Here is a 20,477-nt window from a genome sequence, read left to right on the forward strand (position 1 = left end):
GTGATGCTGCCGGTGCCGTGGCCGCGTTCGAGGAACTACTGACCGATCGGGTACGGGTGCTGGGGCCCGACCACACCCACACCCTGACTACTCGCCACAACCTCGCCGACCTTCGAGGCGAGGCGGGTGATGCCGCTGGCGCGGTAGCTGCGTTCGAGGAACTACTTGACGATCAGGTACGGGTATTGGGTGCCGACCACACCCACACCCTGACTACTCGCCACTGCCTCGCCGGCCTTCGGGGCGAGGCGGGTGATGCCGCTGGCGCGGTAGCTGCGTTCGAGGAACTACTTGACGATCAGGTACGGGTATTGGGTGCCGACCACCCCGACACCTTGTCTACTCGCCACTGCCTCGCCGGCCTTCGGGGCGAGGCGGGTGATGCCGCTGGCGCGGTAGCTGCGTTCGAGGAACTACTGACCGATCGGGTACGGGTGCTGGGGCCCGACCATATCCACACCCTGGTCACCCGCAGCCACCTCGCCTACCGGCGGGGTAAGGCGGGTGATGCTGCCGGTGCCGTGGCCGCGTTCGAGGAACTACTTGACGATCAGGTACGGGTGCTGGGTGCCGACCACACCCACACCCTGAACACCCGCAGCCACCTCGCCTACTGGTCGGGTAAGGCGGGGGGATGACCATTGCTAGGGCTCATACACAAGCTGCCACTGTGCGTCGGTGGTCTGTCTCCGCACGAGCAGGTCAAATAGCATGGCGGCAAGTGATCCGCAACGACGGCAAACGCGGCCACCTAATCCGTGGGTTCTGGGTTCTGGGTTCGGCGAGCTAATCCATCCCGTGCCGAGCACGCCAGCGCCGGGGCACAACCGGGGCACATGCGGCCCGCAGACGACTGAAGACGATGGCAACTGATCTATGCCTCGCGGCTGGTTGTCGCGCAGGTGGTCAGCTGCGCCGCTGGTAGACACTGCGGCTGGAACGCCCTCCGGAGGCAGGTGTCGCAGGTTCGAGTCCTGCCGAGGGCGCCCGCATTAGCCAGCCGACACGCATCCTGAACTGGGATGACGTCCCAGTGGATGGGTTTGGCGTTCTGCCGTCGGTTGCCTCTTCCGACCGCTCTCGGTCAAGTATCTACGGACAATGCGCGGACAAGGTCCGCCTAGTTTCCCCGCTGCTCGGGTGGGGCCGGGAAGCCTCGAGCCAAACTCCTCGCTCCGGCTGCGTCGGTGCCGAATGTGTCCGTCAGCCACCTCGCGGAGCCCAGCGCGAAGACCGCGCGGGCGCAATCAGGGCACGTGCGCACCGGTAGAGCTTGCGCAACAGCACATTTCGAGCGCAGAGACCGCGCAGCCGCTGCTTTCGCGTGGACGACGCTTGTGCGGCGGTGTCTCGTTCCAGCTCTGCGTGTCGTTCGAGGACGGCCCCGAGCGCCTCGATGGCGGTTTCGAGCACTTCCCGGTCCTCGACGTCGTCCGGATGGTCCTGCGCTCCCGAATGCCTCGACGTCGCGGGGAGCAACTCGTCGAGGTCGCCGACCACGTCGTAGGCGGCGGTGCTGAGCTCGCTCACCAGCTGCTTCGCTCGGTCCTGCACCCAAGGTCGGTCTTCGGCAGGCAGCGCGATGCGCCTGCGCGACGCACGCGCACCGAAAATCTCGGTCGCGAGCTGGTACTTGACGACGCTGTCGTAGCCCGGCCAGTCCAGCCGATCCGCGAGCGTCTCGTTCAGACGCGACAGCAACGCGGTTTCGGCGACGCCGAGCGACTTGTTCGGCGAACCCACCTGCGCGTCGAACGAACCGGGGTCTACCCCGATCAGACCGGCGAAACGTTCCCACAGCCGGCTCGGCCCCTCATCCGGCCGCGGAACGGTCACAACGTGCACGCGCTCCGGCGGAAGCCCGACCGCCCACTTGCGGAGGATCGCGGGGAGATCCTGGCGCTGCCAGAACAGTTCGCTGAGCCAGTGCGATCGCCCCGCCTCGCCGCGGACACCGGCGCTGAAATCGGAAAAGCTCACCACGTGCCGGTTCTTGACGTCCTCCTGCCAGACAGCGGGTAGCTGGCGCGCCAGGTCGCGGGCGGTGCACACCACGTGCACCTCGGCGAACGCGAGGTCCGACATGGCCCGCTCGACGTCCTCGGGAGCAGCGGTGCAGAACAGCTCGTGGGACAGCACCACGTCGCCGGAGAACTGCCGCGCTTGCTCGACGAGCTTGCGCCACGCCGACGGCACGTCCGCGTCCTCCCAGTCGGCCTGGAACTGCGTGCCCTGCAGATCCATCGCGGCCTGGAAGTGCGCTTCCGGACGGTCGCCCGGGTAGAGCAGACCGGCGCGGCGCAACGGTTCCCGGTTGCGCCACAGGACCTCCTGCAAATAGGTGGTGCCCGTCTTCGGCGATCCCAGGTGGAAGAACACCCGTTGACGCGTGGTGATCGACATGGTGCGAACCGTAAACATCGCGGCCACCGGCCTGCGGAGGCTCGCCGAAGCATTTCTTACGTCACACCGAGGTGTGTCGCTCAGCCTCCGCACACCGTCCCGGACGGCCGCTATCGGCGACGGATCGCGTGCGCAAACCCCGTATCGCGGTTCTACGCGCTGCGGCTCACCACGCGTCGGATGCCGTTCGCTCGGCCTCTGAGAGGTAACCCACAACGTTCGCGTACTGATGGTTGCATCGTGCCAATGATATCTTTAGCTGAGCTAATCACTTGGCGTGTGCAGGGGTTCGGCGAAGAACCCGGCGCAATCAGTCGCGAGCATTGGGAGATCGTTGCAATGGGTGGTTCTCGCCCCGAGAACGATATCGACGACAAATCGGTCAAAGCGCAAACGGAACAGCGTCTGGACGAGGTAGCCGCGAAAGATCCGCGCATCTTGGACGCCAAGCCGCTCGAATCGGTGCACACCACGCTGCAACAACCAGGAATCGGCTTGGCGCGAACCGTCGCCACGATCATGGAAGGTTATGCGGATCGGCCGGCCCTCGGCGAACGCGCGAAGGAACTGACCAAGGATCCGGACACCGGGCGTTCCGCGTACCGGCTGCTCCCGGAGTTCGAGACCATCACATACCGCGAACTGTGGTCGCGGGTGCAAGCGATTTCCGCCGAATGGCAGCACGGTTCGCTGCGTGCCGGCGACTTCGTCTGCCTGCTCGGTTTCACCAGCACCGACTACGCGACGCTGGACCTCGCCTGCGTGCATTCGGGCGCCGTTTCCGTCCCGCTGCAGTCCAGCGCACCGGTGAGCCAGCTGCAGCCGATCGTGCAGGAAACCGGGCCGCGGGTCATCGCCACGAGCGTCGAACTGCTCGACAAGGCCGTCGAATTGGCGATCTCCAGCGAGTTGCAGCCGCGGGTGATCGTGTTCGACCACCACCCCGAAGTCGACGAAGAACGCGAGAAGTTCGAGGCGGGCGCACGCCGGCTGGCCGAATCCGGCATCGCCGCCGAAGCGCTCGGCACGGTGCTCGAGCGGGGCGCGGAAATCCCGACTCCGGCACCGTTCGTCGCCGAATCGGAAGACTCGCTGTCGCTGCTCATCTACACCTCGGGAAGCACCGGCACGCCCAAGGGCGCCATGTACCCGGAATGGCTGGTCCGCCGGGTGTGGGCCGGATTCCTGCCCAAGGTGAGCAACGTTCCGTCGATCACCATCAGCTACCTGCCGATGAGCCACCTGGCGGGTCGCGCTTCCCTGGTCAGCTCGCTCGCGCACGGCGGCACCACGTACTTCACCGCGAAAAGCGATCTGTCCACCTTCTTCGAAGACATCGCGCTGAGCGGGCCCACGGAACTGATGCTGGTCCCGCGGATCTGCGACATGCTGTTCCAGCAGTACCAGAGCGAACTCGACCGGCGCGCCGCCGACTTCGGCGACCAGGAAGAACTGGACGCGGCGGTGAAGCAGGATCTGCGGGAGAACTTCCTCGGTGGCCGGGTCGTGCACGCCATGTGCGGCAGCGCGCCCATTTCCACCGGAATGCACGACTTCGTGGAATCCTGCCTGGGCCTGCCGCTGAACGACGGTTACGGCTCTACCGAGGCCGGCGGCGTGCTGATCAACACGCACGTGCAGCGGCCGCCGGTGACCGAGTACAAGCTGGTGGACGTCCCCGAACTCGGCTATTTCCGCACGGACTCCCCGCATCCGCGCGGCGAGCTGCTGCTCAAGGCCGATTCGCTGTTCCCGGGCTACTTCAACAGGCCGGAGGTCACCGCCGAGGTATTCGACGCGGACGGCTTCTACAAGACCGGCGACATCATGGCCGAAATCGGCCCGGATCGGCTGGCCTACGTCGACCGCCGGAAGAACGTGCTGAAACTTTCGCAAGGCGAATTCGTCGCGGTCTCCCACCTGGAGTCGGTGTTCGCCACCAGCCCGCTGGTCAAGCAGATCTTCGTCTACGGCAGCAGCGTCCGCGCGTACCTGCTCGCGGTGATCGTGCCCACCGATGACGCACTCGAGCGCAACGGGAACACCGAGGCGCTCAAGGCGCGGATCGGCGAATCGCTGCAGCAGGTCGCGAACGAGGCCGAGCTGAACTCCTACGAGATCCCGCGCGACTTCCTGATCGAAACCGAGCCGTTCACCAACGAGAACGGGTTGCTCTCGGACGCGCGCAAACTGCTGCGGCCCAAGCTCACCGATCGGTACGGCGAGCAGCTCGAGCAGTTGTACGCGCAACTCGCCGAAGGGCAGGCCAGCGAGCTGCGCACGCTGCGCCGCACCGGACGGGACAAACCGGTGCTGGAAACGGTCAGCCGAGCCGCCCAGGCGCTGCTCGGGTGCGCAGGCAGCGACGTGGGTCCGGAGGCGCACTTCACCGACCTCGGCGGTGACTCGCTGTCCGCGTTGTCGTTCTCCAAGCTCTTGCAGGAGATCTTCGACGTCGAAGTTCCGGTCGGTGTCGTCATCAGCCCGGCCAACGACCTGCGTGGGATCGCACGGCACATCGAGGGTGAGCGGTCCTCGGGAGCGAAACGGCCCACCTTCGCGACAGTGCACGGCCGGGAAAGCACGCAGGTGCGCGCCGGCGACCTCGCGCTCGACAAGTTCATCGCGGCGCAGACGCTGGACACCGCCGAAACCCTCCCCCAGCCGGATGACACGGCCCCGCAAACCGTGCTGCTGACGGGCGCGAACGGCTACCTCGGCCGGTTCCTGTGCCTGGACTGGCTGGAACGGCTCGGCGAACGCGGCGGAAAGCTCATCTGCATCGTCCGCGGTGCGGACTCCGCGGCGGCGCGGAAGCGGCTGGACGAGGCGTTCGACAGCGGTGATCCGGAACTCCTGCGGCACTACCGGGCGCTGGCGGCCGACCACCTCGAAGTGCTCGCCGGGGACATCGGTGAGCCGGACCTCGGTCTCGACGAACCCACCTGGAACCGGCTGGCAACCGACGTCGACCTGATCGTGCACCCGGCCGCGCTGGTCAACCACGTGCTGCCGTACGGCCAGCTGTTCGGTCCCAACGTCGTGGGCACGGCCGAGTTGATCCGGATGGCGCTGACCACGCGGATCAAGCCGATCACCTACCTGTCGACGGTCGGTGTGGCCGCCGGAGTGGACCCGTCCGCGCTCGACGAGGACGCCGACATCCGGGTCACCAGCCCCGTCCGCGAACTCGACGAGACCTACGCGAACGGCTACGCGACGAGCAAGTGGGCCGGTGAGGTGCTCCTGCGGGAAGCGCACGCGCAGTTCGGCTTGCCTGCCGCGGTCTTCCGTTCCGACATGATCCTCGCGCACAGCCGCTACACGGGGCAGTTGAACGTGCCCGACATGTTCACCCGGCTGCTGCTGAGCCTCGTCGCGACGGGCATCGCACCGCGTTCCTTCTACCGGACCGGCGCGGACGGTGCGCGGCCGCGGGCGCACTACGACGGATTGCCCGCGGACTTCACCGCCGAAGCGATCACCGAACTGGGCGCGCGGAACACGGCGGGGTACCAGACGTTCAACGTGCTGAATCCGCACGATGACGGCATCTCGCTGGACGTGTTCGTGGACTGGTTGAACGAGGCGGGGCACTCGATCCAGCGGATCGACGACTTCGACGACTGGATCGGCCGGTTCGAGACCGCTGTTCGGGCGATGCCGGAAACGCAGCGGCAGCATTCGTTGCTGCCCTTGCTGCACGCCTTCCAGCAGCCGGACGAGCCGGTGCCGGGCTCCGGGATTCCCGCCGAACGGTTCCACGAGGCGGTGCGCGCGGCCGGTATCGGTGCGGACGAGGACATCCCGCACCTGTCGGCTTCGCTCATCGGCAAGTACGTGACCGACCTGCAACAGCTCGGTCTGCTGTGAGCGGTCGAGGGCGGCCCGTACCGGTGGCCGGCTCGTCCGGTCCTGTGGTCGGCCGCCCTCGACGAACCGCGTCTGGTCGCTTCACCGCACGACGCGGGTCATTCGCTGTGCTCGGCGCCTTTGCCGGTGGAACCGCGGGTGCCGTGTCCGGTGGGCTGGCCGGTTCCGGCCGGTCCGCTGGGCGGCACGGGCGAACCCGCGCGCGAGTGGTGCGGCGTGTCGGCCGGTGTCGCTTCCGGTCCCGGTGACGGTTCGGCGCCCGCTTCGAGCTCCCCGAGCCTGCGCACCAGCAGATCGACGACCGGGGCACGGTCGGCGTGATCGCGTTCGTAATCCAGCAGCGCGCGGAGCTCGGCCTCGGTCAGCGAGCGGACCCGGTGCTGCAGCGCACCCAGCGGAAGTTCGTCATAGCCGGCGATCGGCGGATGCTGCTCAGCCACGGCGACATCCCTCCTTTCGGCCTCGCGTGCCTCGGCTACCCACTATTCGACGCGGCGATGCGTCCTCAGACCACGGCTCGATCGACCGGTTTTCCCGGCGAGGCAACGGAAACGGCGCTTCGGCGGCGGGTCGCGGGGTGCGCCGGGCGACATCGCCGACATTACTGAAAGCAACAGTTTGTCACTCAGAGTTATAGATTCACTTGTGGCGCTTCCCGATCGAGCGGACCGCCTCCACCCCTATCGGTGATGACGAACGCGCGTTCGAGCAGGAAGCATTGAATGCATGTTCGACGACATGCTCCTCCCACGGCAGCTACCCCGGCTCATGACGCTCTTGATGACGCACCGCCCGAGGGTGCCCAGGCTGATTGCCGCGCTCCTATCGCTAGGCCGAGGCGACCTGGTTCGCCGCCGCTTCGACCAGCGCAGCCGTCAACGAGTGCTGCGGCGAGCGCAGCACTTCCGCCGTGCTGCCCTGCTCGACGATCCGCCCGTCCTCGACGATGAGCACCCGCTCCGCGAGGTCCGTGACGACACCCAGGTCGTGCGTGATGATCATCAGCGCGCACCGCGCATCGTCCTGCAGCTCGCGCAGCAGGGCGAGGATGTCCGCCTGGGTCACCGTGTCCAGCCCGGAGGTGATCTCGTCGCAGATCAGCAACCGGGGCTCGGCCAGCAGGGCGCGCACCAGCGCGGCGCGCTGCAACTCACCGCCGGACAGCGACTCGGGATGCCGGGTGGTGATCGCGTCGTCCAGTCCCACTCGCCGCAGCCACCCGGCGGCCTCCGCCCCAGCCCGAGCCCGGTCGGTGCCCTGCAACCGTTCCGCGGTGCGTGCGACCTGGTCGATGATCGGTACGAACTCGTTGAACGAGGCTCGCGCGTCCTGGAACACGTACTGGATACCGGCCAGCTGCCGACGGGTCCGCCGGCGCAGCCGTGCAGCCAGCAATTCGCCGTCCAACCGGACTTCGCCACCGCGGTGCGGGTGCAGGCCGGCGAGGCAGCGGGCCAGCGTGGTCTTACCGCTACCGGAGCGGCCGACGACCGCCACCCGCTCACCGGGCCGGACATCGACCGACACCTCGTGCAGCGCCTCAACGGTCTTCCCTCGCGCGCGGTGCACGGCGGACAACTCGCGCACCGCGAGTACCGGTGCTGCATCGTCCGCCGGTTCGGCCTGGACTGGAACGCGCGAATCGGGCTGGGACTCGACCAGCAGCCGCGTGTACTCCTGCTGCGGAGATGCGAGCACGTCCCGGGCAGGGCCGGATTCCACGACGGAGCCGGCGCGCAGGACCAGGACGCGATGCGCGAGTCCGCGTACGACGTCGAGGTCGTGGGTCAGCAGCAGCACCGCGATGCCTTGGTGGGTCAACCCGCGCAACTCGTCGACGATCTGCGCGCGGGTGAGCGCGTCCTGACCGGTGGTCGGCTCGTCGGCCACCACCACGCGCGGATCGCAGACCAGCGCCTGGGCGAGCACGATGCGCTGCTGCTGACCGCCGGAAAGCTGGTGCGGGTAGCGGTTCAGCAGCGTTTCGCCTTCGGGCAGCTGCGCCTTTCGCAACGCATCACGGACCTTGTCGCGCACCAAGCTTTTGCGCTCGGCGCGTGGCACCTCGCCGAGATGCCGACGCGCGATCTCGCGCAGCACGGACCCGACCCGCCGCACCGCGTTGAGGGCCGCGGACGGATGCTGCGGGATGTAGCCGACCGCGCCTGGATCCGGTGGTTTGCCCGGTTCGACGGTTCGGCCGGCCACTTCGATCCTGCCCGCGACGCGAGCTCCCGGCGGATGCTCGCCGAGCAAGGCGAGCCCGGCAGTGGTCTTGCCGCTTCCGGACTCCCCGACCAGCGCGGTCACCTCGCCGGCGGGCAACGCGAACGACATCCCCGCGATCAATCGCTGCTCTCCGAGCGAGATGTCCAGTTCGTCGGTCTCGACGACGTTCACTTGCGCACCCCGCGTTCCCGTTTCCGCAGCCACTGGTCGAAGGTCAGGTTCACGCCCACCGACAATGCCACGATGAGCAGGGCGGGCAGGACCACCGCCCACGGCTGCAGGAACAGCCCGGTGCGATTGCGGTCCACCATCGCGGCCCAATCGCTGGCCTGCGGCGAGACTCCCACCCCGAGGAAGCTGGCCGAGGCGACCAGGTAGATCGCCCCGGTGAACCGGGTCCCCAAGTCCGCCGCGAGGGTACGCAGCATCGCTCTCGCCACGTAGCCCAGTCCGATGCGCAGGCGGCTTTCGCCCTGCAAGCGCATCGCTTCGACCGCCGGACGCGCGGACAGCGAAAGCGCCGAGGCGCGTGAGATCCGGATGACGTCCGGAAGGTTGATCACGGTGACGATCACCACCAGCACCCACAGCACGTTCGGCGCCGTTGACGCCAGCAGAAGGAGCAGCAGCATGGACGGGATCGCCAGCACGACGTCCCAAGGACGCATCAGGACCTCATCGACCAGCCGGTTCCGGGTCATGCCGGCCAGCACGCCGAACGGAACCGCCACCAGGTACGTGCAGGCGGTGGCTGCCACCGCGACCAGTACCACCGACCGGCCGCCGAGCAGGACCTCGTCCCAGACATCGCGGCCCACGAAATCCGTGCCGAACGGATGGCCCGGGCCGCTGCTGAACGCGACGTCCTTGGCCGTGGAGTCCGTGGCGAACAGCGGCCCGAACAGGGCCAGCAGCACCGGAATCGCGATGAGCAGGCCGGGGAGCAACAGACGTCTCATCGGCTCACCTCCGCAGCCGGGGCGAGGAGGCGGGCGACGATGTCGGCCAGCAGGTTCACAAACACCGTCACCGTCGCGAACAGCACGGCGAGACCCTGGATCACCGGCAGATCGCGTGCCGAGACGGCATCGATCAACGTGGTGCCGAGCCCCGGGATCACGAAGATGGCCTCCACCACGACGACGCCACCGATCAACCAGTCGGTCGTCCTGGCCAACTGCTGCACCGCGGGAACCACGGCATTCGGCAGCGCGTGCGCGAGCTGCACCCGAACCGGGGAGAGCCCGGCGCGGCGCGCCTGCCGGACGTAACCGGAGTGCACCGCTTCCACCATGCCGGCCCGTACGAGCCTGCTCAGCGAACAGATCGGACGCAGCAGCAACACCAGCACCGGTAGGACGAGCACGCCGGGACGGCTCAACAGGTCCGTGCTGCCGACCGCGGTGGGCGGCAACCAACGGAGCTGCACCGCGAACACGGTGACCAGCAGGATCCCCATGGCGAATTCGGGCACCGAGTAGAAGCCCAGCGTCGTGGTGGTGATGGCGCGGTCGGCCACCCCTCCCTCGCGATTGGCGGCCAGCACGCCCAGGCCGAGCGACAACGGCACGATCAAGGCGAGCGTGCTCCCCGCCAACAGCAGGGTCGGCCCGACGGCGGGACCGATGATGTCCACGACAGCGCGGGGACCGGCCAGCGAATGGCCGAAGTCTCCTTGCAGCGCCGAGGAAAGCCAGTCACCGAGCCGGACCGACGCCGGACGATCGAGCCCCAGTTGCGCACGGAGCAGCGCGATGATGCCCGGGTCCGGATTGTCCCCGGCGAGGGTGACCGCCGCGTCGCCCGGCAACGCCTCGGCCAAGAAGAACACCAGCACCATGACGAGGAGGACCTGCACGATCCCGACGAGGACCCGGCGGGCGATGTAGCGCGGAACCGTCAACCCAGCCACACCCTGTCGAAACGAGCCCAGTCCAGCGTGTTCGCCGGCGCGCCGTCATCGACGCCGCCGACGCGACCGGCGGTGGCCACGATCCAGTCCGACACGCCCCACCAGCAGAATCCGCCTTCCTCGAAGAGCTGCCGCTGCATCGCCCCGTAGAGCTCGGCGCGGTGCGACTCGTCCGAAGTGGACTGCGCCTGCTGGTACAGCGCGTCGAACTCCGGTCGCCGCCACTTGGTGTTGTTCGTGGTGGAGCCGGACAACAAGCGCTGCGAGATGTGCGACTCGATCGGCATGGCGCCCGAGCGGTAGCTGACCAGCGCGCCGTTGTCGGCGATGTCCGACCAGTAGGTGTCCTTGTTGCCCAACGTGACGTTGACCGTGATCCCGGCCTTCTTGGCCTGGTCGGCGAAGGCCAGCGCCGCCTCGCGGAGGCCGGGTGCCACATCGGAGGTGAGCAGTTGCAGGGTGAGGTTTTCCGCTCCCGCCTTGCGCAGCAAGGACTTCGCGCGGTCGGGGTCCTGGACGCGTTGCGGGAGGGTGTCCGCGTAGTACTTGTAACCCTTGCCGTAGAGGTCGTTGGCGACCTGGCCGCTGCCTTGCAGCACCGAGCGCACCATCTCTTCGCGATCGACGAGGTGGCACAACGCCTGCCGGACCTCGGGCCGGTCGAACGGCGGGCGGTCGACCTTCATCGCCAGGGCGTGGAAGTTGCTCAGCGGCAGCCGGTGGATCCGTACCTGCCCGGTCGCTTCATGGCTGCGCGCGGTGGTGGCGGTGAGGTCGTGGGCGTAGTCGGCTTGGCCGCCCAGCAGCGCGTTGACCCGCGCCGCCTCGTCGTTGCTGATCAGGATCTCCAGCTCGTCCAAGTGCGGGGCGCCGTCCCAGTAGTCCGGGTTGCGGGCGGCGCGGAAGCTGCGCCCCGGCTCGAAGGAGGTGAACCGGAACGGTCCCGAGCCGATCGGGGCGGCGAAGTCCTCCGCTCCTTCCGGAACGATGTAGGCGCCCAACGTCGCCATCGCGTTCGGAAACTCCGCGTACGGGCGTTTCAGCCGGAATTCGACGGTGCGGTCGTCGAGCGCGCGGCTGTTCGGCAGGTCGATCACCGACAGGCTGGCCTTGGCCCGGCGGGTGCTGTCCGGCCGCAGGATGCGGGCGTAGCTGTAGAGCACGTCGGCTGCGCGCACCGGCCTGCCGTCGTGGAACACCGCTTGCCGCAACGGAACCCGCCAGGTCGTCAGGTCGGGGCTCGATTCCCACCGCTCGGCAAGCCTGGGTTGCGGCGACATGTCCGACCCGTACTCGGCGAGCTTGTCGAACAGCGCCTTGGCGCGGGCGACCTCCGCGTACAGGTCGGTGGTGTGCGGGTCCAGCACTTCTTCGGCACCGCCGCCGGGGAACACCGCGCGCAACCGCCCGCCGGGGCGCGGTGGTCCGGCCTCCTGCGCCGCACCACCGGCGGTGCACCCGGAGGCCGCACCCAGCGTCACTGCGGCCGCTGTCAGGCCGAAGAAGCCGCGCCGGCTCAAGCCGCCGCGGCCCAGCGGTCCCGAGTCCGCGGCGGCTTCCGGCGTCGCCGTGGCAGGTCTCGTGGCGGGCTTGTGGTCGTTCATCGGCGCGGTTCTCCATTCCCAGTCAGGTCGGACGAGTTCAGGTGCGGGAGCGGTCCGTGCTGCCGCGCGCCGCCTCCGCGAAGGGCTCGGCTTCACGGAACGGTGCGGGCGATGAGGTGCAGCCGGTCCCCGGCGAGGCCGTCGCGGAGTTCGGCACCGGGCTGCCAAGCCGGTTCGGTGCGCGGGCCGGGCTCGTCGAACAGCGCGAGCACCTCGAAACCGGCGTGTTCCAGCACGTGCCGCAGTTCCTGCGGGAACAGCAGCCGCCAAGCCGACCGCTGGGTCAGCGGCCACGGGTTGCCGGGCCAGTCCCAGATCCGTTCGCGGCGCAGAAGCTGTTCCGCGTGGTCGATCCACAACCGGGTGCTGGAGTGGTAGGACACGCCTTCCCAGCTGAGGGTGCGCTCGCGCGGGCCGTCCAGAAGTTCGGTGTTGCCAAGGAAAAACGCTCCGTTGCGCATTTCCGCGACCAGCAGCCCGCCGGGACGCAGATGCCTACGGCAGTGGTCCAGGAAGGAGTCCAATTCGGCATTGCTGTGGCAGTACAGGAAAGCGCTGTCGAGGCAGGTGACGACGTCGAAGACCGCGCCGAGGTCGAACTCCCGCATGTCCGCGACGATGAAGCCGGCTTCGCGACACCGAGCTGCGGCGTGCTCCACCATGCGCGGTGAGTTGTCCAGCCCGGTGACGTCGTAGCCGTGCTGCGTCCAGCAGGCCGCGTCGCGCCCGGTGCCACACCCCACGTCGAGCAGTTCGCGGCCGCCGCCGAACCGGCCGAGCATGTCCAGCACGAAACGCGCCGCGAGCCGGTCTGCGTCGGGGAACTGCGCCTCGTAGAGCTCGGGGTTGTCGGTCAGGAAGTTGGCGTCGTGCGACAACTCGGGTCTCCCGATGGTTTGGGTCGTCCGGCTGATCCGGTCGGTTCGGCTGATCCGGACGTCGCAGGGCCGACGAGTCCGTTGCGCTCCAGGGCGAACACGGCGATTCCGGACACCAGGCCGATCAGCGCGCACAGCGCGGACGGCGCCCACGGCCACGCACCGCCAGCCGCATCGCTGAGCCATCCGATCGCCGCGTTGCCCGCTGCGGCGGTGACCCCGGAAGCGAGGTAGAAAACCCCGAAATACGTGCCCGACAACGATCCGAGCCCGAATGCGGGGATGAGTTCGTTGACGAACGGCTGCGCCAGCATCAGCCCGCCGGTGAGCACCAGCGCCGCCAGCAGCACCGGAGACAACCGCAGCAACATCTCGGCGGCACCGCTCGCGGAATCCGCCGGCGCGACCAGCGCCGCTCCGAGAGCGGTGGCCACGAAGGCCTGGCCCATCAGCACCATTCCGATGGCGATCGCGTTGCCCCGGCTGCACCTGTGCTGGAACCACCGGGTGATCCGCACCTGCAGCGCAAGGCTGGCCACTGTGGACACGAGGAACACCGCGGCCACGGTGCCGCTGGACCCGGTGAGCCGGGCGGCCTCCATCGGCAGCACCAGGTAGAGCTGGTTCTGCAACGCGAACATCCCGGTCAGCGCGAGCGTGAACACCAGGAAGCGGCGGTCGCTGAGCACTCCCCGCCAATCCGCCAGCACCGTCGTGGACCGCCGCGGTATCGCTCGCGGCGGCAGCACGGCGAGCTGCGCGATGGTCAACAGCGCGAACAGCACCGCCGCGACGACCGCCGAGGTCGCGAAACCGACGACGACGAGCGCGCTGCCCAGCAACGGCCCCAGCAGCGCGCCGGTATTGGCGAACACGTTGAACAGGGAGAACGCCTCGGCGCGCCGATCCCCCGCCTCTTCGGCGAGGTATGCCCGCACGGCCGGGTTGAACAACGCCCCGGCAAGTCCGCTGAGGACGGAGGCGAACAGCAGCACGGGCAGCGAGGTCCCGAGCGCGAACAGCCCGAACCCGACCGTGCGCAGCGCGCAACCAGCGATGATCACGCCGCGCGCGCCGAGCCGGTCCGATGCGGTGCCGCCGAGCAGGAACAGCCCCTGCTGGCTCAGGTTGCGCACCCCCAGCACCACCCCGACCAGCGCCGCGGACATCCCCAGGTCGTGCCCGAGGTACCCGGACAGGTAAGGGATGAGCAGGTAGAAGCCGGTGTTCACGCCGAGCTGGTTGACCAGCAGCACCTGCACCGCCAGCGGAAAGCTGCGGATCAGCCGCCACGTGCTCATAACGTCCGCCTCGGGCGCACGCCCAACCCCGGTTCGCCGCTGAGCCGCAGCACGCCGTCGGTGCCGCCGATGCCCTCCCACGGGTCTTCGGCGAGCAGCAGATGCCCGTCGAGATCGACCCAGCCGGCCAGGCCAGCCAGGTGCACCGCGGGCGCGATGCCGAGCGAACTCGCGACCAGGCAGCCGAGCATCACGTCCACACCGGCGCCCCGCGCCGTCGCGATGAGTTCACTCGCCGCCTGCAAGCCACCGCATTTGGCGAGCTTGATGTTCACGCCGTGCACCGACGAACCGAGTTCGCGCACGTCCGCCAGCGACGCCGCGTCCTCGTCGGCGATCACCGGGATCGGGCTGCGCTGCGCCACCCAGCCGAGCCGTTCCTTGTCGCCGGGCGCGATGGGCTGTTCCACGGCGGAAACGCCGTACTGCTCGGCGGTTTCGAGGAACCGCAGCGCCTGCTCGGGTTCCCACGCACCGTTCGGGTCGAGCAGGAGCCGGGCGTTCGGTGCCGCGGCGCGGATCGCCGCGAGCCTGCTGAGGTCGTCTCCCCCGCGCTCCCCGGCAGCAGCACCGATTTTGAGCTTGAGGACGCGGAAGCCCTGTTCGGTGAGGTCGACCGCGGTCCGCACCGCCTGCTCGGCCGGCACGATCCCGATGGTGCAGGCGGTGGGCACGTCCCCGGGCGGCGGCGCGCCGAGCAGCTCGTGCACCGCGATTCCGTTGCGCAGCGCGAGCAGCTCGTGCAGCGCAGCGTCCACAGCGGACAGCACGCCGGGGGCGAGCCGCGCCGACCACGCGGGCAGCTCGCCGAGGAAGTCGGCCGGGTCGTCGCAGCGTTGCACCGCCGGCTGCAACCCGGCGAGCTGCTCGATGATCCGTGCTTCATCCAGGTCGTAGTAGACGCTGGTGACGGCTTCGCCGCGCCCGACGTGCTCGCCGTCGGAGAGCTCGACGCACACCGCACCGCGTTCATGCATCACCGAGCGCGAGATCCGGAACGGTTCGCGCAGCTGCAACTTCTCGCTGTGCCAACGGATTCTCATGCTGGCACCTCCACCGCCGACGCCGGGTCGTGCACCGCTCGGCAGCGCGCCCACCCGTGCACTTCCAGCGCCTGCGGGTGCGCGATCTCGACCGGACGATTCGCGATCGGCCGGTCCAGCAGCCCGTTCGCGCGGCAGAAGTCGTCGTTGAAGATCGAGTCCAGGTAGCGCTGCGGCCCGTCCGGAAAGACCGTGACGACCCGCGTTCCCACTTCGCGCCGGGCCGCCCACGCCGCGACCAGCGCGACCGCCCCGGTGCTCCACCCGCCGCTGACGAACGAGTGCGCGGCCAGCCTGCGGCAGGAGTCGACGGCCTCACCGGGACCGACCCAGTGCACTTCGTCGAACTCGCCGTAAGCCACGTTGCGCGGGAAGATGCTGCTGCCGAGCCCGCGCATGATCCGGTGCCGCGCAGGCTGGCCGAAGATGGTGGAGCCGACCGTGTCCACTCCGATCAGCCGCAGCCGCGGCCAATGCCGCCGCAGCGTGCGAACCGCGCCCGCGCTGTGCCCGCCGGAACCGACGCTGCACACCAGCACGTCAGCGGCGCCCAGTTCCGCCACGATCTCCTCGGCGAGTCCGTGGTATCCGGCCGGGTTGTCCGGGTTGTTGTACTGGTCCGGCCAATAGGCACCGGGCAGCTCCGCGCACAGCTCGCGGACCCGCTCCAGCCGTGCTTGCTGCCACCCGCCCACCGGGTGCGGCCGGTCGACCACCTCCACGCGGGCGCCGTGCGCGCGCAGCAGCGAGCGCATGCTGCTTTCCAGCTCGCGGTCCACGACCAGGACGATCGGGTGTCCCAGCGCCTGCCCGGCGAAGGCCAGCCCGACGCCGAGGGTGCCGCTGGTGGACTCCACGACGGGCGCACCGGGCCGGAGTTCGCCGCGCGACCGGGCTCCGCGCAGCATCGACACCGCCGCCCGCGCCTTCATCCCGCCCGCGCTGAGGCATTCCAGCTTCGCCCAGAAGCCCGGGTGCTGGTCCGGCAGCGGGGTGTGCACGTGCGCCAGCGGCGTTCCCCGCAGCAGCGACAGCAGACCCGGGTTGGTCGGCTCGGTCAACGAACGTCCTCCTGCGGTGCGGTCGAGTACCGGTAGATCGCGGTGGGCCCGCCGTCGAGCCAGAAGAACGGGTACGGCTCGGCGGACACGGCGGTGACCCCGGAGCCGATGAACCACGGCAGGGCGGCGCTACCGGTCTGGGCGAACAGTGCGAGCGGTTTGCCGGTTCGGCGGCAATGTTCGAGCAGCGGCGGGAAGGTGCCGGTGCCTGCGACCATGCCGGAGGCAAGCACCGCGTCGCATCCGTCCACTTCGGACATCGCGGCGGTGCCGATCGGCTCGCCCCACTCCGTTTCGCCGCCTTTGCGGTCGCACGGGAGGTAGTCGATGCCGCGCTCGCGCAGCCGTTGCAGCAGCGAGTTGACCACTCCGATCACCAGCACCCGGCGCACGCCCGGCGGCAGCAGCGACACGACGGATTCCGCGCGCTGCAAGGACTTCTGCAACGAAGTGCCGCGCTGCACGACGACCTGCTCGGCGTGCTCGTGGTGCGGGCGGCGCCACATGAGGTAGGCGTCGAGCGCGGCGATCCGCACCGCGATCTCGTCGTGCCGCAGCAATTCGCGCACCGGCGCCCCGGCGCAGTCGACGACCAGCTCGTCGGTGAGCGCACCCGGTTCCACCGCGCACGATCCGACGGCGTCCTCGACCCGCAGGCTCAGCACGTGGTTGCGGTAGCCGCGCTCGCGTCCGGCGTGCCGGACCCCTTGCTGGGTCAGGAAACCGACGCTCACCTCCGCGTGCGCGATCGCGTCCCCGGCCGCTCCGTCCGCTACGACCGCTGCTAACTCGTCCAGCGACCCCGGCTCCGGGCTCATGCCCCGACCCGGTCTTCGGCGTAGACGACGTCGAGCGCGGCGATGGCGGCTTCCGCGCGCGAGCGCGCGGCACCGAGCAGCGGGTCGGTGACCATGACGTGCCCGAGGTAGTTGTTGTTGCTGGTCGCCGCGCCCGCGACGTGGCCTTGCTGCTTGCACGCGAAGTCCACGACACCGGTCGCATCGGCGACCTGCTCGGCGCCCCGGATCTCGTGCACCGGCCCGGGCCGCGGCGGCAGCAGGAAGGAGATCGCAGCGCTCGCGGCACCGGTGCGGACCTCGCGCAGCGCGGGCTCTTCCCCGAGGGCCAGCTGCGCGTGCACGGCCGGGAGGTCGATGCCCGCGACCCGGCGGATCAGCTCGGTGATCTGGTTGCCCGCCGGACGCGGGTTGACCTCGACCACGCGCGGACCGTCCGGGGTCAGCTTGATCTCGGTGTGCGTGACGGTGTTGTCCAGGCCCAGCGCCTCGATCGCGGCGACGGCGGTCGCGGTGACCTCGCGCTCGACGGCCGCGTCCAGATCGGCGGGGAACATGTGCCCGGTCTCGACGAACCAGGGCGAACCGGCGACGCTCTTGTCGGTCACGCCGACGACGGTGGTGCGCCCGCGCGCGGTGACGGCTTCGACGCTCACTTCCGGGCCGGTGAGCAGTTCCTCCAGCAGCACGGTGCTGCTGCGGCGCTGACCGCGCGCGTTGACCGGGAAACCGGCCAGATCGCCCGCTGCCGCGCGCAACTCGTCGGCGTCGGCGACCTTGCGCACGAACATCCCCGCGCACAGGTCGACCGGCTTGACCACCAGCGGGAAGCCGAGCGCGGTCGCGGCTTCGACCAGCCCGGAGGGGCTGTCGGCGAGCGCGAACGCCGGTCCGGGCACGCCGGCCTCGCGCAGCGCGAGCCGGGTGCGGTCCTTGTTGCAGGCGGCTTCCACCGCTTGCGGCGGGGAGCCGGGCAGGCCGAGTCGTTCGGCGATGTGCGCGGCGGCGACCAGGTAGTAGTCGCACGAGGTCAGCACGCCGTCGAAGCCGAGCGCCGGTTGCAGGCCCGCGACGTGCTCGACCAGTTCCGGCAGTTCGTTGGTCTCGCTGCCGAGCACGTTGCGGGCACCGAGCAGCGGGTGCGCACCGGGTTGCTGCCAGGCGCGCAAGTAGTGGTGCACGTCCCTGGTCAGAAAGCTGAAGTGGTGCCCGGATTCCCGTATGCCGCGGGGCAGCAGCGTGCTCATCGCTCCGACCCAGCTCTCCACCATCAGCAGGTGACCCACTTCGACTCCATCCGCCCGATTGCCAGCAGCGGACAGTAACGATAATCATGTTCAATAGAGCTTCGCAAACCCCATTCAGGTAACGATGGAGTCACCCGTAGTGATCACTGCTGCTCGTGCGCTCTCCGGCGCACTGCTCATCCCGCTGCTCAGCTCGGCCGCACCTGCGGCCCCACCCGCAGGACCCGGGCCAGCTGACTCCGCCGCGCCAGCGACGGCGACACCGGAGACCGTCCACTTCGGACCTTGCCCGCCGGACGTGACCGACTCCCCCGAAGTCCAATGCGGACAAGTACGGGTTCCGCTGGATTACGCGCGGCCGGACGGGCCGCAGATCCCCATCGCGATCTCGCGCATCCGCGCTTCCGGCCCGGAGTCCGAGCACCGCGGCGCACTGCTGGTCAACCCCGGTGGTCCAGGCGGCACCGGCCTGGACTACGCGGAGAGCAAACGCGCCCAACTGCCCGATTCCGTGCGCCGCGCCTACGACATCGTCGGTTTCGATCCGCGCGGAGTTGGCCGCAGCGCGCCGGTCGACTGCGGCCCCGCCGGTGGCCTGTTCGAGCATCCGCGCCCCGATCCGGTGCCTGCCGGGCCCGCGGAGGAGCGGGCCTACCTCGACGGGCTCCGCCGGCTCGCCGACGACTGCGCCCGCGGTGCCGGAGCCGAGCTGGAGCACATCAACACCGCGAACACCGCCCGCGACATGGACCGGATCCGGAACGCGCTGGGCCAACCGAAGCTGAACTACCTCGGCGTCTCCTACGGGACCTATCTCGGCGCCGCCTACGCGGCCGAGTTCCCGCGGCGCACCGGGCGCATGGTGCTGGACAGCGTGGTCGGGCCGGACCAGTGGCACCGGTTCGACGTGCGGCAGGGATTCGCCATGATCCGCCAGCGCGACGTGCTGTTCGACTGGATCGCGGCACATCCCGAGTTCGGCCTCGGCGCCGATCGGGACGCGGTGCGCGCGCACTACCTGGCGGCGCGCGATCGGCTGCCCGCGGGCGAGCTGGGTGCCGACGAGTTCGACCGCGCCGTCTACCGCGCGCTCTCGCGCACCGAGCGGTGGAAGCCGTTCGCCGAAGCCCTCGCCCACCTGCTGCGCACAGGTGACGGCGCGCAGCTGTCGGCGGAGGACGACCGCAACTACGAGGCCGCGCTGCGAACGGTCAAGTGCGCCGACAGCAGGCGGCCGACACCGGCCGAGGTGATCGGTTCGGTGCGGGCGCTGCGCGCCGCCGATCCGCAGCCGGTGCTGACCGGCCTGGAAGCCACCACCTGCGCCTTCTGGGCGCCTCCGCGGGAAACGCCGCGCTTCGGGCATCCGGCGATGCCGCCGGTGCTGCTTACCCAGGCCGAGCACGATCCGACGACACCGCTGGACGGTGCGCTGCGGATGCGCGACGAGCTGCCCGGTTCGCGGATCGCCGTGCTGGACGAGAGCTACTCGCACGGCGCGTTCGCCAGCCAGCGCAGCGCCTGCTTGGACGGGACCGCCGCGCGGTACCTGCTGACCGGGGAGCTGCCCGGACGGGACGTGCGCTGCGCCGGCCCCGGACTCCCGTGAGGTTGTTCCGCGACGAGCCGAGCCACACGTAATGATGAAATTCGCGACGACCGCGAGCGCGGCGCCGGAGTCTTCCCCGGAACCTCCGGCGCCTCGGCGCGCAACGGGAATCCGCAGTGCAATACGGGCTCTGCCGGAAAGGCGGCGGATCGCTGCGGAGAACGCCGGGAACCAGCGCGGTCGATCACGCTGCATAATCGTTTACACGAACGGGTGACGCAGCGCCCGCGAAATCGGCCGGAATCCCAGCACTATCGGTGCCCACCTCGGCCGGAAATGCCCCGCCGAACGACCGACATCTTCCGAGATCCGGACGAACGAGCAGGTCAGCCGGGTCCGCGCGAAGATCCGGACGAGTTCGACCGGTGCGATAAAGTTTCCGGCGCCAAGGATCTCCGCAGCACGTATTTGCCGAACCCCGAACGAACTCGAACCGCGAACCCTCGAACCGCGAACCGCAGCGCCGACCAGCCGGAAACCTCCATCCGGCGGCGAACGCCCCGACGCGACCGCGCCCCCG

15 protein-coding genes are annotated in these 20,477 nt (G+C 69.4%); 3 read left to right on the forward strand and 12 right to left on the reverse strand.

Annotated features, from left to right (window positions below):
- A partial coding sequence (locus INP57_RS26880; protein ID WP_200073158.1) for a tetratricopeptide repeat protein occupies positions 1-638 on the forward strand: 638 nt, incomplete at its 5' end.
- Between the two features lie 565 nt (positions 639-1,203).
- On the opposite strand, the gene INP57_RS26885 is transcribed toward INP57_RS26880, so the two are convergent.
- The gene (locus INP57_RS26885) at positions 1,204-2,403 is read right to left on the reverse strand and encodes a hypothetical protein (RefSeq protein WP_200073159.1); all 1,200 of its coding nucleotides are present in this window, start codon (positions 2,401-2,403) and stop codon (positions 1,204-1,206) included.
- 339 nt (positions 2,404-2,742) lie between these two features.
- On the opposite strand from INP57_RS26885, the gene car reads away from it, so the two are divergent.
- Positions 2,743-6,276: a carboxylic acid reductase gene (car, locus tag INP57_RS26890; RefSeq protein ID WP_200073160.1), complete on the forward strand. Its 3,534-nt coding sequence runs from the start codon at positions 2,743-2,745 to the stop codon at positions 6,274-6,276.
- A 98-nt stretch (positions 6,277-6,374) separates the two neighbouring features.
- Here car and INP57_RS26895 read toward each other — a convergent pair whose 3' ends face one another.
- From INP57_RS26895 to INP57_RS26945, 11 genes are all read right to left on the reverse strand, one after another.
- Positions 6,375-6,716 carry a DUF8129 domain-containing protein gene (locus INP57_RS26895; RefSeq protein WP_200073161.1) on the reverse strand — a complete coding sequence of 114 codons (342 nt, stop codon included), beginning with the start codon at positions 6,714-6,716 and terminating at the stop codon, positions 6,375-6,377.
- 388 nt (positions 6,717-7,104) lie between these two features.
- Positions 7,105-8,676, reverse strand: coding sequence for an ABC transporter ATP-binding protein (locus tag INP57_RS26900; RefSeq protein WP_307850305.1), 1,572 nt, complete (start codon positions 8,674-8,676; stop codon positions 7,105-7,107).
- Entirely contained in the window at positions 8,673-9,464 is a 792-nt protein-coding gene (locus tag INP57_RS26905) for an ABC transporter permease (RefSeq protein WP_200073162.1), read from the reverse strand. Before INP57_RS26905 ends, INP57_RS26900 begins: the two co-directional genes overlap by 4 nt.
- Positions 9,461-10,417 (reverse strand): ABC transporter permease, encoded by a 957-nt coding sequence (locus tag INP57_RS26910; protein ID WP_307850307.1) that lies wholly within the window; start codon positions 10,415-10,417, stop codon positions 9,461-9,463. The genes INP57_RS26905 and INP57_RS26910 overlap by 4 nt, the downstream gene beginning before the upstream one ends.
- A complete protein-coding gene (locus tag INP57_RS26915) occupies positions 10,405-12,021 on the reverse strand; it encodes an ABC transporter substrate-binding protein (protein ID WP_200073164.1) in 1,617 nt (538 codons plus the stop codon). The genes INP57_RS26910 and INP57_RS26915 overlap by 13 nt, the downstream gene beginning before the upstream one ends.
- A 92-nt stretch (positions 12,022-12,113) precedes the next feature.
- Entirely contained in the window at positions 12,114-12,899 is a 786-nt protein-coding gene (locus tag INP57_RS26920) for an SAM-dependent methyltransferase (RefSeq protein WP_233628362.1), read from the reverse strand.
- Positions 12,875-14,200 (reverse strand): MFS transporter, encoded by a 1,326-nt coding sequence (locus INP57_RS26925; RefSeq protein ID WP_200073165.1) that lies wholly within the window; start codon positions 14,198-14,200, stop codon positions 12,875-12,877. The genes INP57_RS26920 and INP57_RS26925 overlap by 25 nt, the downstream gene beginning before the upstream one ends.
- Positions 14,197-15,243 (reverse strand): dipeptide epimerase, encoded by a 1,047-nt coding sequence (locus INP57_RS26930; RefSeq protein WP_233628363.1) that lies wholly within the window; start codon positions 15,241-15,243, stop codon positions 14,197-14,199. Before INP57_RS26930 ends, INP57_RS26925 begins: the two co-directional genes overlap by 4 nt.
- Entirely contained in the window at positions 15,240-16,304 is a 1,065-nt protein-coding gene (locus INP57_RS26935; protein WP_374220976.1) for a PLP-dependent cysteine synthase family protein, read from the reverse strand. Before INP57_RS26935 ends, INP57_RS26930 begins: the two co-directional genes overlap by 4 nt.
- Positions 16,301-17,122, reverse strand: a complete 822-nt coding sequence (locus INP57_RS26940) for a hypothetical protein (RefSeq protein WP_233628364.1) — start codon at positions 17,120-17,122, stop codon at positions 16,301-16,303. Before INP57_RS26940 ends, INP57_RS26935 begins: the two co-directional genes overlap by 4 nt.
- Complete coding sequence (locus INP57_RS26945; RefSeq protein WP_200073166.1) at positions 17,119-18,387, reverse strand: ATP-grasp domain-containing protein; 1,269 nt, start codon at positions 18,385-18,387, stop codon at positions 17,119-17,121. The genes INP57_RS26940 and INP57_RS26945 overlap by 4 nt, the downstream gene beginning before the upstream one ends.
- A gap of 259 nt (positions 18,388-18,646) precedes the next feature.
- On the opposite strand from INP57_RS26945, the gene INP57_RS26950 reads away from it, so the two are divergent.
- Complete coding sequence (locus INP57_RS26950; RefSeq protein ID WP_307850308.1) at positions 18,647-19,957, forward strand: alpha/beta hydrolase; 1,311 nt, start codon at positions 18,647-18,649, stop codon at positions 19,955-19,957.
- The last annotated feature ends 520 nt before the right edge of the window (positions 19,958-20,477 follow it).

It is taken from the genome of Saccharopolyspora galaxeae (assembly GCF_016526145.1).
Taxonomy (GTDB): Bacteria; Actinomycetota; Actinomycetes; order Mycobacteriales; family Pseudonocardiaceae; genus Saccharopolyspora_C; species Saccharopolyspora_C galaxeae.